A 17,413-nucleotide genomic window follows, 5' to 3' on the forward strand; every position below is an offset into this window, starting at 1 on the left:
GGTCAGTTGCCCCGGCGGCGACGCAGCCTCTCGAGCACCTCGCGCCAACTCGGCACGACGACCCCCTGGGCTTCCATCAGCGTGCGGAGCTTCCGGCGGCTGAGCAGAATCCCGCCGATGCCGACGATGAAGAACGGCGCCTGCAGCGCCCACGCCAGGCGCAGGTGCTCCGGCGTGTAGGCGTCGCCGCCCGCGATCCAGTCGAGGAACACGCCCATCAGCAGGATGAGCAGGGTGCCGCCGGTGAACGCTCCAGTGATGACGATGCCGTTGGCCGCCCCCAGCCGCGTCGTCGGCAACGACGTGCGGGGGAAGTCGAAGCCGATGCCGGTGCCCGGCCCACCCACCGCGAGGACCAGCACCAGCAGGAACAGCAGGGCACCCGGGGCGCGCCCCGGCCAGAGCAGCACCGCGGCCCACACCACAATCAACGAGCACACCACGATGAGCGCCAGCGTGCTGCGGCGCAGCGGATGTCGGGCGGTGAGGGCGCCGATGACCGGCCCCGCGAACATCGCCGCGACGGACAGCACCGTGAACAGCCCAGACGCCTGGAGCTGCGACAGTCCTTGGGCAACGATCAGGTACGGCATGCCCCACATGAAGAGGAAGGCGTTCATCGAGAAGCCGGAGGTGAAGTGCACCCAGAATCCGAGCTGCGTCGCCGGATGCCGCGTCACGTCGGCGATCCGCCCCGGGATCTCGCGCAGCGGGTCGACGACCATGCCCGCGTCCTCCCCCGGCGGCGCGTTGCGCACCCACCCGATGACTGCCAGCACCGCCAGCGCGCTGGCGCCGGATACGGTGAGGAGCCCCAGTCGCCAGCCGAGCAACTGGATCACCGGCAGCACGATGACCACCGACGCGATCTGGCCGAAGCCGGCGAACATGCCGGTGATCTGGGTGAGCACCGGGATCCGACGCGGTTCGAACCAGCGTGGCAGGAGTTTGAGGATGCCGTTGAAGATGCAGGCGTCGCCGACGCCCAGCAGGATCCGGGCGACATAGGCCAGGGGCAGCTCGGTGGCCAGCGCGAGCACCATCTGGCCCCCGACGATCACCAGGATGCCGCCGGTCAGCACGAGGCGGGATCCGTACCGGTCGAGCAGCAGCCCGACGGGCACCTGGGCCAGCGCGTAGACCGCGAGCTGCAGCACCACGAAGGTAGAGATGATGCCCGGTGTGGTGCCGAAATGCTGGGCGGCCTCGAGCCCGGCCACGCCGAGCGAGGTGCGGTGCATGACGGCGACCGCGTAGGCGAGGAGGGCGACCCCCCACACCACCCAGGCCGCTCGGCCGTACCCGCTTGTACTCACAAAACGAACCCTACTCGTGTCGGTTACGGAGCCAGTGATTCGGAAAGCAAGCGCTGGAGGACCCGGCGGTAGCCGGCCCGCAGCACCGGCACGGCGAGCCAGTGGAGCCTGCGTGGCCACCACGGCAGGTGCACCGCCTGCCGCCAGATGACGGTGGCCCCGCCGTCGTCGGGCAGGCACTCCACGCGGATCAGCCCACGGATGGCGCGCCCCTGCTTGCGCAGCCGGGCCGAGCAGCGGCCGGGACCCGCGTCGATGTGTTCGACGACCATGGGGTCGTCGAAGCCGAACGGCCCGATCGCGGTGCGGGCGACGAACCGCACACCGGTCTCCAGTTCGGCGAACGACGGCGCCGGGGTCAGCGTGGTGAACGGGATGTGCCTGCTGTGGGCTCGGAGGTCGAGCACGCGGCTGAGCGCTTCGGGAGGCGGACAATCGGCGTGCAGCGTGACCGTGAAGCGGCTCATGGCCCCAGCCTACGAGGTCGCGACCGGCTCACCGCGACCCCCGAAATGGGGGTGGTAAACCGCGGGGACGGATGCCAGAATGAAATTGGCGTGCCCGTGTCGCATCTTCCCCGCCCGCTCCTGATGGGCGGCGGGTGGAAGTTCCGCCGGGCCCTGGGACAGCGTCCGCCTCGTCTATTCCCGAGGAGCATCATGTCCACGACGGAAACGGCCCCAGCCCCCACCCCCATCCGCGCGATGGAGCGACGCACCGCCCAGCACCGTCGCTACCTGATGTGCCGGCCGGAGCATTTCACGGTCACCTACGCGATCAATCCCTGGATGGAGCCGGGCAGGCCCACCGACACCGCCCGCGCCATCGCGCAGTGGCAGAAGCTGCACGACCTGTATCTGAGCCTGGGCCACGAGGTGGAGCTGATCGAACCGGTCCCCGGCTATCCCGACATGGTCTACACGGCCAACGGCGGCTTCCTCATCGACGGCCGCGCCTACCTGCCGAAGTGCCTCTTCGAGGAGCGGGCCGGGGAGGCCCCGGCGTTCGCCGAGTGGTTCCGCACCCACGGCTTCGACACAGTGGAGCCGACGGAGGTCAACGAGGGCGAGGGAGATTTCCTCCTCGTCGGCAACACCATCCTGGCCGGCACCGGGTTCCGCTCCACGGACGACAGCCACCGCGAAGTGGGGGCCATCTTCGGCCGCGACGTGGTCTCGCTGAACCTCATCGACGCGCGCTACTACCACCTCGACACAGCCATCGCCGTGCTCGACCCCGTCCAGGGCACGGAGCACGGGGCGCCGGCCAGGGCCACCATCGCGTACCAGCCCGGGGCCTTCGACGCGGCCAGCCGCGCCATCCTCGAGGATCGCTACCCCGACGCCATCCGCGTGTCGGACGAGGACGGCGCCGTGTTCGGGCTGAACTGCGTGAGCGACGGCTACAACGTCGTCATCGCGCCCGGGGCCGAGGACTTCGCGAACCAGCTGCGCGCACGCGGCTACAACCCCATCCCGCTCGACCTGTCTGAGCTGCTGCTCGGGGGCGGCGGCATCAAGTGCTGCACCCTGGAGCTGCGCGGCAGCCACATGGCGACGGCGGGCCCGCACCCCGAAGGTGCGGAGGCGCACGTCGCCCACAACTACCACCCGCTGCCGGTGACGATCGCGTCCGCCGAGGGCGTCTGGATGACCGACGTGGACGGGAGGCGCTATCTCGACCTTCTCGCCGCCTACTCGGCGGTGAACTTCGGCCACCGCCATCCGGCACTCGTCGACGCCGCCACCCGCCAACTGGAGCGGGTCACGCTCACGAGCCGCGCCTTCATGACCGACCGCCTCGAGCCGTTCGCCGAGGCGCTCGCGAGGCTCTGCGGCAAGGACATGGTGCTGCCCATGAACACCGGCGCTGAGGCCGTCGAGACCGGCATCAAGGTGGCCCGCGCCTGGGGCTACCGCGTCAAGGGCATCCCCGCGGACAAGGCGCGCATCATCGTGGCCGCGGGCAACTTCCACGGCCGCACCACCACCATCATCAGCTTCAGCGACGACCCCGTGGCGCACAACGACTTCGGCCCGTTCACGCCCGGTTTCGACGAGGTGCCCTACGGGGACGCCGACGCCATCGCCGCCGCCATCACGGAGGAGACCGCGGCGGTGCTCATCGAGCCGATCCAGGGTGAGGCGGGCGTGATCATCCCGCCCCGGGGCTACCTGCGGCGAATCCGCGAGATCTGCGACGAGCGCAACGTGCTGTTCATCGCCGACGAGATCCAGTCAGGACTGGGCCGTGTCGGCGAGACCTTCGCCTGCGACAGGGAGGGCGTCGCGCCCGATCTCTACCTACTGGGCAAGGCGCTCGGCGGAGGCATCCTGCCCGTCTCCGCCGTCGTCGGGGACCGCGCGGTGCTCGGCGTGCTGCGGCCCGGGGAACACGGCTCCACCTTCGGCGGCAACCCGCTGGCGGCGGCGGTGGGGTTGCGCGTGGTGGAGATGCTGGAGACCGGCGAGTTCCAAGAGCGTGCGCGCAGGCTCGGCGAGCATCTCGCCCAGGGGCTCGGCAGGCTGCTCGGGCACGGCGTCACGGCCATCCGCGTAGCGGGCCTGTGGGCGGGCGTCGACATCGATCCCCCGCTCGGCACCGGGCGCGAGATCAGCGAGAAGCTGATGGCGCGCGGCGTCCTCGTCAAGGACACGCACGGGCAGACCATCCGCATCGCGCCGCCGCTGGTGATCGGCGAGACGGAGATCGACTGGGCGCTGGAGCAACTCCGCCTGGTGCTGGAGAGCTGAGGCGCGCTCAGTCTGCCAGCGTCGAGGCGTCGATCACGTAGCGGTAGCGCACCTTCGAGGCCACCACGTTGTCGTAGGCCTCGTTGATCTGGCTGGCCGGGATCACCTCGATGATGGGCCGGACGTCGTAGTCGGCGCAGAAGTCGAGCATCTCCTGGGTCTCGCGGATGCCGCCGATGTTGGAGCCGGCGATGACGCGGTTGCCGCTGATGAGGCGGCCCAGGCCGACGGTGGCGTTGCCGTCCGACGGGAGGCCCACGTTGACGACGACACCGTGGGGCCTGGTGAGGCCGACGAGGACGTTGAGGTCCACGCCGTCTGAGATGGTCGACAGCACGATGTCGAAGGAGGCGCGCATCTTCTTCATGGCGTCGCGGTCCTGGGTGGAGACATAATCCGACGCGCCGAGCTTCAGCCCGTCGTCGCGCTTGGCGAGCGTGCGCCCGAACACGGTGACGTCTGCGCCCATCTTGGCGGCGAACTGCACGGCGACGTGGCCGAGCCCGCCCATGCCGATGACGGCGACCCGCTTGCCCGGGCCTGCACCCCAGTGCTTCAGCGGGCTGTAGGTGGTGATGCCGGCGCACATGAGCGGCGCCGCGTGCTCGAGCGACATCTCGTCCGGCACGCGCATGAGGTAGTCCTGCTCGACGGTGATGCCCTGCGAGTAGCCGCCGGCGGTGGGTTCGCCGTCGCGTCCGCGGTCGTTGTAGGTGCCGACGGTGCGCTGGCCGGCGGGCGCGGTGCAGAACTGCTCCTCACCGTCCCTGCACATCTCGCATTCGCCGCAGGAGTCCACGAAGCAGCCCACGCCGACGCGGTCGCCGACGGCGAACTTGGTGACCTCTGAGCCCACCTTCGTGACCACGCCTGCGATCTCGTGACCCGCGACGAGCGGGTAGATGGTGTCGCCCCATTCGGAGCGCGCGGTGTGGATGTCGGAGTGACAGATGCCCGCGTAGGCGATCTCGAAGTAGACCTCTGTGGGGCCGGGTTCCCGGCGGGTGATGGTGGTCTTCTCGTACCGGCCGGTGGGCGAGTCGATGGCGTAGGCGATGACCTCAGGCATGAACCCGAGGTTACTCGCCGCCCAAACCGACGAGCCATTCGGCGTCGGACTCCGGCCCGGGCATGGGCGCCTCGGCGCTGGCGTCCGGCACGGTGCAGTTCATGGGCTCGCCCGGCGGCGGGCCGAATTCCTTGCCGCCGAAGATGACGTCCTTGGCGTAGGCGTAGTACGCGTCGTGTTCGCCCGTGTCGTACGGGTTGTCGAGCGCGCAGCGGCCCACGTAGTAGCCGATGACGTCCGCCCAGACCTCGGTGACCTTGCTGCCGGCGTACTCCGAGAAGCGGCCTTCCTTGGCGTACAGCTTCTTGAAATCGGTCCAGTAGGCCGGCTCCGAGTAGCGGTCCGAGTTGAGCACGTGGGCCAACTCGTGGGCGACGAGGCGGGTCAGGCGTCCCTCGTCACCGGAATCCAGCGCGCGCTGGAACTTGGCGAAATCCAGGGAGACGTAGCCGCTCCTGGTGAGGCTCCAGTCGCCCCACGCGTAGCCGCGGATGTTGGTGGTGTTGATGCCGACGGTGCCCGTGACCTTGCTCTGCAGGTCTTTGCGGTAGGAGGTGCACTCCATGGCGTCGAGCGTCTCCCAGAGGATCTTGATCGACGGGCGGCGCGCCTCCGTCCACTGCGAGCCGGCCAGCTTGAAGCCGAAGTTGGCGGCGAGCTGCGCCTGAATGTCCTCGATGGACGCGCCGTCGGGGAACGGGAAGGTGGAGGCGCAGGGGCTGGGGATGCCGGTGACCGGTACGACCGGCTCAGGGGCGATCGGAAGCGCATCCGCGGTGGTGGCGGCGATCGAGCCAACCGCTACAGCAGCCAGCGCTGCGAGCGAGGCGATCAGTTTGCGCACGTGTTGTCTCCCGATGATCTTCGTCGATTCCGACAGGACAAGAGTTCCTTAGAATTCTCAGGAAATCAAGCCGGGCCAATGCTACCGGTTGCCATCACTCACGGCGGCTGATTGCCGATGCCCGCCCGAGTTATCCACAGCCCTCGCGCTGAGTGCAGGAAGTGACCCCTTCGCGGCCTAGATTCGCGTTCGCAGGAGGGGGCCAATGCTCAACACGGACAGACCGACGAAACCAGACGTGACACCGCCCTCGGCGCCGCGGCCCGAGGCGGTCCAACTCCGAGCCCGGCGCAGCCCGAAGCTCATCGCGCTGGGCGTGCTGCTCGTGACGCTGGGTGGCATAGGCGCCGCGCTGCTCTACACGATGAACGCGGACCAACGGGCCGTCGTGGCCATGGCGGTCGACGTGGCCAGGGGCGACGTGGTGGACCGCGACGACCTCATGGTGCTCGAAGTGCCCGGTTCGCTGGCAGTCGCGGCGGAGGGTGCCGAATCGCTGGAGTCCCTCGTCGGGCAGGTCGCGCGCACAGATCTGCCTCAGGGGTCCTTCCCCCTGCGTCGCCATGTGGGCGAGGAACCACTCCCCGCAGGACAGACCCTCGTGGGCCTGCGGTTGGCGCTCGGCAAGCTGCCGGCCAGCGACCTGCCGCCCGGCACCACGGTGCGCCTGGTCGGGCTGCTCGACGGCGCCGACACCGCCGTCGATGCTCTGGTGGCCACCCGTCCGCAACTGCTCGACGACGGCGCCAGCTACGCACTCGACGTCCAGGTGGCAGACGGGGAGGCCGACACCGTCGCCAGGCTGTCGGCAGCGGATCAGGTGGCCCTCGTCGTGACGACGGAGGGCTGATGGCGGTCATCCTCCTCACCTCCGCCACGGGCGCCCCCGGCGTGACGACGGCGTCGCTCGGCTTCGCGCTCACCTGGCCGCGCCACGTGCTCCTGGCGGATTGCGACCGCGAGCCCGGTCAGTCGGTGCAGGCCGGTTACCTGCGGGGCATGGACCACGGGGGCCGGGGCCTCATGAGCCTCGCGCACCTCAACCGGGAGGGCAGCCCGTTGGCCCCAGAGCTGTGGCGCCAGACCCTCCCCCTCGTCGACGGCGGCGACGTGCAGCGGCGGTTCCTCCCGGGGTTCACGTCCCCTGGCGCGTCCCGGCTCTTCGAGCACGTGTGGCCGGTCCTCGGCGAGGCACTCGAGTCGCTCGACGGTCAGGGCGTCGACGTGCTGATCGACGCGGGTCGCCTCTCGACGAGCGGCCTGCCGCTGGGTCTCCTCAGCGCCGCAGACGTGGTGCTACTGACCGTCCGTTCGTCACTTCGCTCCCTGGCGGGGGCGCGGATCCACCTGCCCACGCTGAATGATCAGGTGGCGGCGCTTTCACGGCAGCCCGCCGTGGGGCTGGTGGTGGTGGGCGGCGGGCGGCCGTACTCGGCCTCGGAGATCGCGGCCCAGTTCGCCGTGCCCGTCTGGGCCGAGGTGCCGTGGGAGCAGAAGTCCGCCGACGTCCTCAGCGATGGCGAGCGCGAGCCGCGCCGGTTCTTCGAAGGATCGTTCATGGGCCGGTTGAGGGCGGACGCGAAGGCGGTCTCAGAGCGACTCAGCCGGGCGCGGCAGGCAGCGACGCTGGTGAGCGGAGGAATCAGATGAGCGTGCACGAACTCCCACCGTTGTCGGGAGCGCTCGGCCGGCTCGGCGCCTCCCCGGCCGGGGCCATGCTGCCGACGCGTGCCGCGCGGGCTGCCAGCTCGCCCGCCACGCCGCCGCGCATGCCTGGGCCGCCGTCGACCGTGGACTGGCAGCTGGTGGTGACACTCCGCCGGGAGGCGGCCGAGGCGATTTCCCTCGCCGGTTCCGAATGGCTCAACGGCCACGGCCAGCCCATGCCTGAGGCCGACAGGCGCGTCCAGGGCCGCTCCGTCATCCGGCGCGTGGTCCATGCTCACGCCCAGGCGCTCGGCGACTCCGGCGAGGCGCTGTGGCCCATGGAACTCGAGACGCGCTACGCCGACGCCGTGGAGAGCGCCATCTTCGGGTACGGGCGGCTCCAACCGCTCTTCGAGATCCCGGAGGCCGAGAACATCGAAATCCACGGCTGCGACTCGGTGATGATCCAGTACGGCGACGGCAGGCGGGTGGCCCACCCCGCCGTCGCGGATTCCGACGAGGAGCTCGTCGACGCGATCCGCTTCCTGGGCGAAACCGCCTCGCCGCCGCGCCCCTTCGACGACCTCCATCCGACGATGACCCTCGCCCTCGGGAGCCGCTTCCGGTTGCACGCGATCGGCTTCGGCCTGTCGTACCGGCCGAGCGTCGTCATCCGTCAGCACCGGCTCACCGACGTGACGCTGTCAGACCTGGCCGAAACCGGCATGTTGCCGCCGTACGTCGCCAGGCTGCTGCAGTCGGCGGTGCTCGCCAGGAAGTCCGTGGTGATCTCGGGAGACCAGGGAGCGGGCAAGACCACCCTCCTGCGGGCACTGATTGCCGCCATCCACCCCAACGAACGATTCGGCACCCTGGAGACGGACTACGAACTCCTGACCCACCTGCTGCACAACCGTCGCAACGTCCTCGCCCTCCAGGCCCGCGTGGGGATGGGCGAGACCTCCGGCGGCGTCGGGGTCGGCGACTACACCGTCGCGGACCTCATCCCCGAGGCGCTGCGGCAGAACCTCACCCGGCTGGTCGTCGGAGAGGTGCGTGGCGCAGAGGCTGGCGCCATGTTTGAGGCCCTGCAATCGGGCGCGGGGGTGCTGAGTACCACGCACTCCCACTCGGCCACCTCCACCATCGACCGTCTGGCCGCGCGGGTGGCGCAGGGACGCGTGCTCAGCATCGAGGACGCGATGAACCAGATCGCGCACCACATTGACTTCCTCGTGCACGTGCAACTCACCGACGACACGTGGCGCGGCGGTCAGCGTCGCCGCTTCGTCTCGGAGGTGCGCCAACTCACCGGGTCCGTCGAAGCCGGCCGCCCCGCCACGCACCTCGTCTACCGGGCGGCAACCGCCTCCCAGCAGGAGTGGTTCCAGCCTGAGGCCGCCATGTCCGCGGAACTCGCGGAGTTCGACGGGGCGTCGCTGTGGGGGTGATGGTGGCGGCCGCCATGGGGTGCGCGGTCGGGTTGGGCCTCACCCTGCTGGTGGCTGGTCTACGCCGCGCCCACCCCCTGTCCACAGCTTCATCCACAGGCCTGTGGACAAGACTCAGGCAGTGGTGGACAAGCCTCACGCCGCGTCGCAGAGCGTGGTTCGGAGGCGCCCTGGGCGCCGGCGTTCTGGTGACCGTCATCACGGGGTGGCTGCCCGCCCTGCTGTTGGTGCCCGGTGCGGCGATCATCGTGCCACTGCTGCTCATGGCCCCGCCGAACCGGGAGATCGAGGTGATCGCGGCGCTGGACAGGTGGGTCAGGCTGCTCGCCACCGCGCTCTCCTCGGGCAAGTCCATCCGTGATGCCATCTTCGCCACCCGGCAACAAGTGCCGCCAGTCCTCACCGAGCCGGTCGTCCGGCTGTGCGTGCGCCTCGATCAGCGGTGGACGATGCGTGATGCGCTTTTCGCGCTCGCAGATGAACTGCGCTCAGCAGATGCCGACGCGGTGGTCGCCGCCCTGGTGATCGCCGCAGGCCGTGGTGGGGCCGGTGCCCGTGCCACCCTCGCGGCGCTCTCGGACACCAGCCAGGACCGGCTGCGCGCATTGCGGGAAGTGGCGGCCGAGCGCGCGAAGCCCAGGGCGGTCGTCCGGCAGGTCACCTACATCACCTTGGCCGTGCTGGGCGCGGCCCTGCTCTTCAACGGCGAGTTCTTCGCGCCCTACCGCTCCCCGCTGGGGCAACTGCTCGCCGTCACCCTGGCCTGCGCCTACCTGGGCTGCCTGGTGGTGCTGCGGCGCCAGACCGTGCCGCCCATGGCGCCGCGCTTCCTGAGGAGCCGGTCGTGATGATGGGGCTGGCGATCGCCCTCGGCATGCTCACGGGCTTCGGGTCGTTGCTGGTGATCCGCGGGGCACTCACTGCGCCCGTCCGGCTGGACGACGCGCTGGCGCTGCTCGACCGGCGACAGACCCCGGCCGAACCAGCCGGTTCCGTGGGAGTCGACAACTGGGGTGAGCGCCTCCACCGTCGGCTCAGCTTGCCGCTCACCGCCCGGCAACAGCGGCTGCTGCTCATGCAGGACCGCACCGTCGGCGACTTCTTCGTGGAGAAGCTCGTCTGGACGGTCACTGGATTCTTCCTCCCCGCCCTCTGGGGCGGGCTGCAGTTCGCGATGGGACGCCCGGTCGGCCTCACTCCCTTCCTGGTGGCGCTGGCCGGAGCGACCGCCGGCTACTTCATCGCGGATCTCCGGCTGCGCTCCGGCTCCGAGGAACAGAAGCGCTCAGCGGTCGACGGGATCCACACGTTCTTCGACCTGGCCGTGCTGGAACGCCTCGCCAACGCCTCGGCCGCGCAGGCTGCGGCGAACGCGGCCGCCATCTCCGACGCCGCGCTGTTCAGGCGGATCTCCGCCGGCCTCGAGCGGGCGCGGATGGAGCAGGTGCAACCGTGGCCGGAGCTCCGGCGCATCGCGGCGGAGTGGGGCATTCCGGAACTGGCAGACTTCAGCGACGTCATGCAACTCGAAGAGCAGGGCGCCGGTGTCGCCGACGCCCTCCGCGCCCGCGTGCGCGAACTGCGCGACGCGCACCTCAGCCAGCAGAAGGCGAAGGCGCAGGAGGCCAGCGAGGCGATGACCCTCTGGATGACCATCCCCGCGCTCCTGCTCGGCGTCGCCCTGGTCGCCCCGGCGCTCCTCACCCTGATCGGGGGTTGATGTCAAGCCTTTCTCCCCTTGTGGACAACTTTTCCGACTTTCCTGCCAGACCTGTTGATAACAGGTGTACCGAGCTCCCCATCAACCAGAGTGTCCTTTGAGGAGGAACCATGTCAGCAATCCACCAGACCGTAGAACTCATCGTCCGCACCCTCGTTCCGGCCCCGCGGCGCGACGAGCGTGGCCTCAGCCAGAGCACCGAGAACGCCATCCTGCTCGCGGGAGCGGCCGGCATCGCCGTCATCATCATCACGGTCATCACCGCCTACGTGACCGACAACCTGCCGGGCTGACGTGAGGACTCTCGGCATCCGGTTGGCCTCGGCGGGCTCGGCGATCCTCGCCTTGGGCGCGCTGCTCGTCGGCGTGCCGTGGTTCCTGTACCGGTTCACCGACGCCACCCACCTGCTGGGGGTCGACTGGGTCGCGGCCCTCACCCTGGGGGCAGATTCCCGGCTCATCCTGGGGCTCTTCAGCGTCGTGGCCTGGGCCGCGTGGGCGGTCGTGGCGCTCACGGTGCTGCTGGAGCTGATTGCGGTCCTCAGCAGGCAGCGGATCCGCGTGACGCTGCCGGGCACCGGCTGGCTACGTCCGGCCGTCGGCGCCCTCGTGATGGCGGCGGTGGCCTCCCCCACCCTCGCCATGGCAGATGGCGGCACCGCCCCACTTGTCGCAGAGCCACCACGCGCTTCTGCCGCCGCGGGGATGGACGCGACGGCGCCCGCCGCCTCGTCAACCGCCCCAGCCGGGCGTGGCTATACGGTGCAGCCCGGTGACGAGCTCTGGGCCATCGCAGAGCGGGAGTTGGGTTCGGGAGAGCGCTGGCGGGAGATCGTGGCGCTGAACGAGGGCGTCTCGGACGTCTCGCGTCTCCACCCGGGCGCCATCCTCACCCTGCCCGAAGACGCCGCAGAACCTCCGCACACCGTGGTGGTTCAGGAAGGCGACACCCTCTGGCACATCGCCGGCGCCGAACTGGGAGATCCCAGCCGCTGGCCTGAGCTGCACCGCGCCAACGCCGACACGGTGGCAGACCCGGACCTGATCGAGGTGGGGTGGGAACTCCGCCTGCCTGAGGGCGCTGCAGGCGCCGTCGCTCCCGTCGCAGAACCGGCCCCCGAGGCAGTCGCCGAGCCGACGACTCCCCCCACCGTCGAGCAGGCCGAGTCGCCCACCACGTCCCCACCAAGGTCACCCGAGGAGGCGGTTGCTGAGGCCTTCGGCCGGGGGTACCCCATCGACGCGGCGCCACCGGAGCACCCTCAGGATCCCCCTGCCGCGGCTGGCCAGGAGGCCACAGAGACAGACGAAGCTGCGGACGCCGACGATCAGGACACCGGATCAGCGGAGGACTTCTCCGGGATGCTCGAACCAGTGGGCGCGGCGCTGGCCAGTTCCGTGCTGCTCGGCGTGGCGACGCGGCGTCGGGCACAGGTGCTCGCCCGGGCGCTGGGCCGGCGCCTGATCCCCGTGCCCCGGGAGGTCTCGCAGTTCTGGACGGCGTTGGCGCACAGATCCGAGGCGACGGTGGCCGGGGCCCCAGCTTCCGGACCCACCGCCGTGGTGCTCGGGTGGGACGGCGAGGAAGCCGTCAACGCGGACCTCGAGGCCGAGCGAGCCGTCCTGTTCGACGGCGACGAGGCCGTGTCGGCGCTCGGTGCCATCGTGACGGAATTGTCCTGCAACCCGTCGGCGAGCAGCGTGTCGCTGGTCGTGGTGGGCGGCGACGACTGGGTGCGGGCCATCGACGACCCACGCGTCAGCAGCGAGAACGATACGGCGGCGGGCCTTCACAGGCTGGCACGCCTCTGTTCCGAGCGCCGACTCGCGATGCGCCAGGGCACGCTGGCCGCGATGCGCGCAGACGACGACCTGCGCGATGCCTTCGCGCCCACCGTCGTCGTCTTCCTGGAACGTCTGGAGCCTGCTCACCTCGACGCGGTGGGCGATGCCCTCGCGCTGGGCGAGGTGGGCGTCTCAGTGGTGGCGCCGACGGTGGGCCCATCCCCCCTGCGCTTCGCCCAGGTGCTCGTCAGCGAGGAGCAGGGTCTGTTCCGGGGTCGCACGTTCACCCCTCAGCTCGTCACCGCCCCGGCCCGCCGGGCGCTCGTCGAACTGTTCGCCACCACCGGCCGGCTGGACACGGAGCCTGCTCCTTGGTGGAAGGGCGACGACGATCTCCCACCCAACGTTCTCCCCCTCCCCCGGCTGGACCGCCCCGAGGAGCGACCCATGACCACCAGGCTCAGCTCACCGCCCCATCCCGTACTCTCCCTCCTCGGGCCGGTGGAACTCGGCGGGACCACCGGCATCGCTCCCACCCGAGCGCTGGGGCAGTGCCTGGAGTACTGTGCCTGGCTGCTCCAGAACCCCGGTGCCACGCCCAGCCGGATGCTGCGCGACCTCCAGGTGGCGGATGCCACCCGCCGCTCGAACATGAGCCGGCTGCGCACCTGGTTGGGTGCGGACCCAGCCGGCCAGCCCTACCTACCGGACGCCTACACCGGAAGGATCGCGCTCGACGAACGCGTCACCTCGGATTGGGAGCAGTTCGTCGCCCTGCTCAGCGGCGGCGTGAATATGGCGGGTAGCCACGCCCTCCGGGACGCCCTCGCCATGGTCCGCGGCGAGCCGCTCGGCACCTTCGGGTTCCAGTGGCAATGGGCCCAGCAACTGCGCGCCGACATGATCGCGATGATCGTCGACGCCGCCTGCGTCCTGGCGGACCGCTCGCTGGACCAGGGAGACCTCGAGACCGCCATGTGGGCCATCGCCCGGGGTCGGCTCGGCTCGCCCTCAGACGACGCGCTCGCCGTGCGGGAGATCGAGGCCCTCCTCAGGGCCGGGAGTCAGGCCGACGCGGAGCACGCGGTCGTCCGGCTCAACCGGGCGCTGCGGGCTGAAGGCCGTGACCTCGAGCCGGCACTCGCCATCCGGGTCCAGGACGCGATGCAGACGCCCGCCCGGCGGGCCCTGTCCGAATGAGGAGGGGCGGGTGGCAACCGCCACCCGCCCCGCTTCACATCAACCGCTCAGGGATCAGACGCGCTCCTTGAACAGCACGATGTTGTTGAACACCCACTCGTTGCTCTGGGTGAACGTGTACCCACCGGTGGGCTTCGCATGCGCCTGGTACACCGTCACCTTCGCGTAGGAGCGGCAGCCGCCCCGGCCGGTGGCAGCCGTGTCGCACTCGGTGCGCCACATGCGGCCGTCGGTCGCGGTCCATGCCCCCGTGAACCCCAGCGGGTTCTTCGCCCAGTCGGCGCGGGTCATGTACGGCAGGTATGTGAGGTTGTTGAACGCCCAGCCCGTGGTGCGCACGAACTTTCCGTCGTCCACCTTGATGGTCGTGGCCCAGATGTAGGTCCAGCAACGCTCGGTCTGCGAGTACGCCTCACACGTGGTCTGCCACTTACGGCCGTTGAGGTCGTGGTAACCCGGCAGCGTGTAAGGAGGCGTGCGCACGAAGTCCGGCTTGCCGGGCGACGTGACGGGCGGCGTGACCGGCGGCTTCGTCGGCTCCACCTCGCGCAGCACCACGGGGTAGGCCCAGGCGTTGACCGCGCTGGTGGCGCTCTCCTGGAACGAGATCAGGATGGTGCCGTCCTCGCCCATCAGCGTCTCCAGGTCTGCTGCGTCCAACGCCAACCGGACGGTGGAGGCACCTGTGCTGATGGCCTTCTCCACGGAGCCGAGCAGCCGCCCACCCATGTCATCGCCCCACGGCGCGGCCGCGGTGTCGGTGGCGAGGTCACAGGTGGAGAAACCCCACTCGTCGCCCTCACAGCTGGAGACCCAGACCGGGATGGCGGCGGGGTTGCCGTTCCAGGCGAAGGCACGCAGCGTGCCGGCCTTGGCGCTGGCGACGGAGATGGTGGCCCCGTCGTCGTCGAACGAGACGTCCTGGACGGTGAGCGCACGGCTCGCATTCAGACCGGCGATGGTCACGCCCCGGGCGGCGGACTGGTAGATGGTCTGAGGCGACTCGACGCCGAGCAACGCCTGATCGGGGATCTGCGGCGTGTCCGGAGTGGTTGAACGACCCTCAGGCGCCGCGTAGCCGTCGAGGTAGGCGTGGCCCCAGCGGTACGGCTCGGACTGCTGGCTCCCGAACGGCGACCACGCGGTGCGCGTCTTGCCAATGAAGGTAGCCACGTCGGAGTCGTACGGCGTCACGTTGAGGCCCAGGTAATCCGGGTCCACCACGTTGGTCGCCTGGGCGCCCGTGGGGGCGGTGCTGGTCACCACTGCCGCAGGCAGGTTCTCCAGCGGGATCTTCACCTCGACGGTGAACCCGCCGTCGACGTAGGTGCCATCCTCGTTGAGGTCGAAGTCGACAGCCACTTCCTGGCCGGGCGAGTTGGGCCCGCCCTCAACGGTGGTGGCCAAAGGACCGGACGAGAAGCCCTGGTGGTTGTCGGCGTCGCGGCTCCAGCACGGCCCGTTGGGGCCCTGACCCGCGGCACCCGAGGCGTCGTCCGTGAACGGCATGATGCCGGTCTTGAACGTCGTCGACGTGTCGCGCGACCCGCCGAGGGGATCGAGGAGCACCTCCACCGAATCCACCAGCCAGTGGCCGAAGCAACGCTCAGGCGTGGCGGCGGCGCTGGCGATGTTGTCCACCACGAACGCCTGGGCGTAGAGGGCGTCGCCGTGCCAGGCGAGCCTCACGGTGCTGCCCACGCCACAGTCGGTGCCGTCGGGATCACAGGCCGCCCCCTCCCAGCGGCGGCCGATGTCGAGGGCGGGGCCGTAGAAGTCATCGGCGACACCGTCAACCACGGGCGCCACCTCAGCCTCGGGGATCACCGTGGTGGGCACCACGTACAGCCGCAGCGTCTCGGTGCTCGTCGAGCCGAGCGCGGTGGCCGTCGTCACGATCTGCACCTCCGCGATCCGCCCGCCCGGATCTGCCGGGTCAGTATGGGTGACGACGAAGTCGACCGTCGTCTGGGCGCCGGCGGCCAGCGCCGTGTACGGCTTGGTCACCTCGTCGACGGTGAACCCGGCCGGAACGGTGACCGAGACGTTGCCGCTCTGGGGCACGGTGGTGCGGTTGCTGACGATCACGGGGATCGTCACCGACTCGCCGGCACCGATCTGGCGCTCAGCCGCGGAGCGACCCGACACGCGGGTGAACTCGTCGGCCCACGCTTCGTAGGAGGCGAAGTTGCCCCACCGCTCGAACTGGCCCTCGACACCGGCGACGAGCTGGACGCGGGAGTCGTTGTACGCGGTCACGGAACCGTTGCTGAAGCGGGCCTCGATCTTGTAGCGGGCCAGGGCGGCGTCGTCAGACGGCGTCACTGTGAGCGTGACGCTGGATTCAGCGTCGGCGCTGATGGGGCCGAGCTGGGGGTCACCGGTGATCGTCCAGCCTTCGGGCAGCCCGAGGGTGACGTCGCCGGCGGCGATCGTGCCTTCACCCGACTGCGCGGTGACGGTCACGTCGAACGGCACGCCGGGGGCCTGGAAGTAGTCGCCGACGTCGATCGTGTAGGTCGAACCCAACGGCATGCCGCCGGGATCAGCGACGAGGGTGCCGAAGAGAATGGCGTCGTCGCGCGCGTTCGCGGCGGTGCCGTTGGGCTGGAACGGCACCAGCGACTGCGCGATGCCGTAGCGCTGACAGAACGGCTCGAACACACCGGTGTGCTTGGTGCGCGCCTGGGTGGGGTGCGCCCGGTTGCCCTCGCGGCCAACCTGCGCCCACGTCATCGGGGTGCCCGGCTCCATGCCCTGCACGTTGCCCTCGAGCCACGTGTACGGCGACTCGAACCCGGTCCACGTCCCCACGACGGTGAATTGGTTGTTGTCGGCCGGCACGAAGCCCGCGTTGCATTCAGCGGCGAGCTGTCCGCCCGTGCCGTTGGTGGCTGCGCCGGAGGTGACCACCTTCACCTGCCACGGCTCCACCGCGTCGGGGCCGGTGAGCTGCTCGGGGAAGGCGTTGGGATCCGCGGCCATTTGCACCGCCTCCCAGTTCACCCGGCCCGAGTACTGGTGGTGGCCGTGCCCAGCGGGGCTGGGGGCCCATCCCATCAGGATCTCCGGCTGGGTCTGGCGGATGACGTGCACCACCTGGCGCTGGATGCGCTCGGAGCCCCAGACGTCCTCAGTGAGGGCGGCGCTGGTGTTGTACCAGAAGTCCACTGCGTCGATGTTGTAGATGTCGTACACGCCCGAGCGGTAGAAGGAGGTGCGGTCCTCGTTCTCGCGGCGCAGGCCGAGATCCGGGCCGGCCTCGTCGCCGACCGAGTTCGAGCCGCCCTCACCACGCGTGAGCATGACGACGCCGCACTTGACGTCGTAGCGGTCAGTCCAGACGCCACAGGGGGTGGTGAAACCGGCGTCATCATCGGGATGGGCCCAGATGCCGAGCACATCGATCTTGTTGGGATTGACCTCGGTGGTCACGGACGGCTCGCCCACGGCGAGCTCAACGTCCTGCGCCCAGGCTGGGACTTGTAGACCGAAACCGACGGCCAATGCGCCGACCAGGGCTAGCAACTTGCGTCTCATCAGGGAACCTCCAATGGCAACGACGGCGTTGCCCTAGTTGGATGAGGATGATGGTCATACTAGGCACGACCTGTGTGCATTTGCGAGA

13 protein-coding genes are annotated in these 17,413 nt (G+C 70.0%); 8 read left to right on the plus strand and 5 right to left on the minus strand.

What is annotated here, in order from left to right:
* Positions 1-2 precede the first annotated feature (2 nt).
* Positions 3-1,316, minus strand: coding sequence for an MFS transporter (locus tag ACX1DX_RS09890; protein ID WP_459396470.1), 1,314 nt, complete (start codon positions 1,314-1,316; stop codon positions 3-5).
* 23 nt (positions 1,317-1,339) lie between these two features.
* Positions 1,340-1,783, minus strand: a complete 444-nt coding sequence (locus ACX1DX_RS09895) for an SRPBCC family protein (protein WP_459396471.1) — start codon at positions 1,781-1,783, stop codon at positions 1,340-1,342.
* Between the two features lie 192 nt (positions 1,784-1,975).
* Here ACX1DX_RS09895 and rocD point away from each other — a divergent pair, with 192 nt between their 5' ends.
* Positions 1,976-4,069 carry an ornithine--oxo-acid transaminase gene (gene rocD / locus ACX1DX_RS09900; protein ID WP_459396472.1) on the plus strand — a complete coding sequence of 698 codons (2,094 nt, stop codon included), beginning with the start codon at positions 1,976-1,978 and terminating at the stop codon, positions 4,067-4,069.
* Positions 4,070-4,076: 7 nt separating this feature from the next.
* Here the strand turns inward: rocD and ACX1DX_RS09905 are convergent, their stop codons facing one another.
* Both ACX1DX_RS09905 and ACX1DX_RS09910 read right to left on the minus strand, forming a co-directional pair.
* Entirely contained in the window at positions 4,077-5,138 is a 1,062-nt protein-coding gene (locus tag ACX1DX_RS09905) for an NAD(P)-dependent alcohol dehydrogenase (RefSeq protein ID WP_076061531.1), read from the minus strand.
* Positions 5,139-5,148: 10 nt separating this feature from the next.
* Positions 5,149-5,982: a hypothetical protein gene (locus tag ACX1DX_RS09910; RefSeq protein ID WP_459396473.1), complete on the minus strand. Its 834-nt coding sequence runs from the start codon at positions 5,980-5,982 to the stop codon at positions 5,149-5,151.
* 205 nt (positions 5,983-6,187) lie between these two features.
* On the opposite strand from ACX1DX_RS09910, the gene ACX1DX_RS09915 reads away from it, so the two are divergent.
* The 7 genes from ACX1DX_RS09915 (at position 6,188) to ACX1DX_RS09945 (ending at position 13,785) form a co-directional block, all read left to right on the plus strand.
* A complete protein-coding gene (locus tag ACX1DX_RS09915; RefSeq protein WP_459396474.1) occupies positions 6,188-6,832 on the plus strand; it encodes an SAF domain-containing protein in 645 nt (214 codons plus the stop codon).
* Positions 6,832-7,632, plus strand: a complete 801-nt coding sequence (locus ACX1DX_RS09920) for a P-loop NTPase family protein (RefSeq protein WP_459396475.1) — start codon at positions 6,832-6,834, stop codon at positions 7,630-7,632. The genes ACX1DX_RS09915 and ACX1DX_RS09920 overlap by 1 nt, the downstream gene beginning before the upstream one ends.
* Positions 7,629-9,080, plus strand: a complete 1,452-nt coding sequence (locus tag ACX1DX_RS09925) for a TadA family conjugal transfer-associated ATPase (RefSeq protein WP_459396476.1) — start codon at positions 7,629-7,631, stop codon at positions 9,078-9,080. The genes ACX1DX_RS09920 and ACX1DX_RS09925 overlap by 4 nt, the downstream gene beginning before the upstream one ends.
* A 188-nt stretch (positions 9,081-9,268) precedes the next feature.
* A complete protein-coding gene (locus tag ACX1DX_RS09930) occupies positions 9,269-9,928 on the plus strand; it encodes a type II secretion system F family protein (protein WP_245244033.1) in 660 nt (219 codons plus the stop codon).
* Positions 9,925-10,800: a type II secretion system F family protein gene (locus tag ACX1DX_RS09935; RefSeq protein WP_459396477.1), complete on the plus strand. Its 876-nt coding sequence runs from the start codon at positions 9,925-9,927 to the stop codon at positions 10,798-10,800. The genes ACX1DX_RS09930 and ACX1DX_RS09935 overlap by 4 nt, the downstream gene beginning before the upstream one ends.
* A 110-nt stretch (positions 10,801-10,910) precedes the next feature.
* The gene (locus ACX1DX_RS09940) at positions 10,911-11,093 is read left to right on the plus strand and encodes a hypothetical protein (protein WP_182763397.1); all 183 of its coding nucleotides are present in this window, start codon (positions 10,911-10,913) and stop codon (positions 11,091-11,093) included.
* Position 11,094: 1 nt separating this feature from the next.
* Positions 11,095-13,785, plus strand: a complete 2,691-nt coding sequence (locus tag ACX1DX_RS09945; RefSeq protein ID WP_459396478.1) for an AfsR/SARP family transcriptional regulator — start codon at positions 11,095-11,097, stop codon at positions 13,783-13,785.
* A gap of 54 nt (positions 13,786-13,839) precedes the next feature.
* Here the strand turns inward: ACX1DX_RS09945 and ACX1DX_RS09950 are convergent, their stop codons facing one another.
* Positions 13,840-17,325, minus strand: coding sequence for a PIG-L family deacetylase (locus tag ACX1DX_RS09950; protein WP_459396479.1), 3,486 nt, complete (start codon positions 17,323-17,325; stop codon positions 13,840-13,842).
* Positions 17,326-17,413 lie beyond the last annotated feature (88 nt).

The organism is Tessaracoccus zhenghani, from assembly GCF_054552775.1.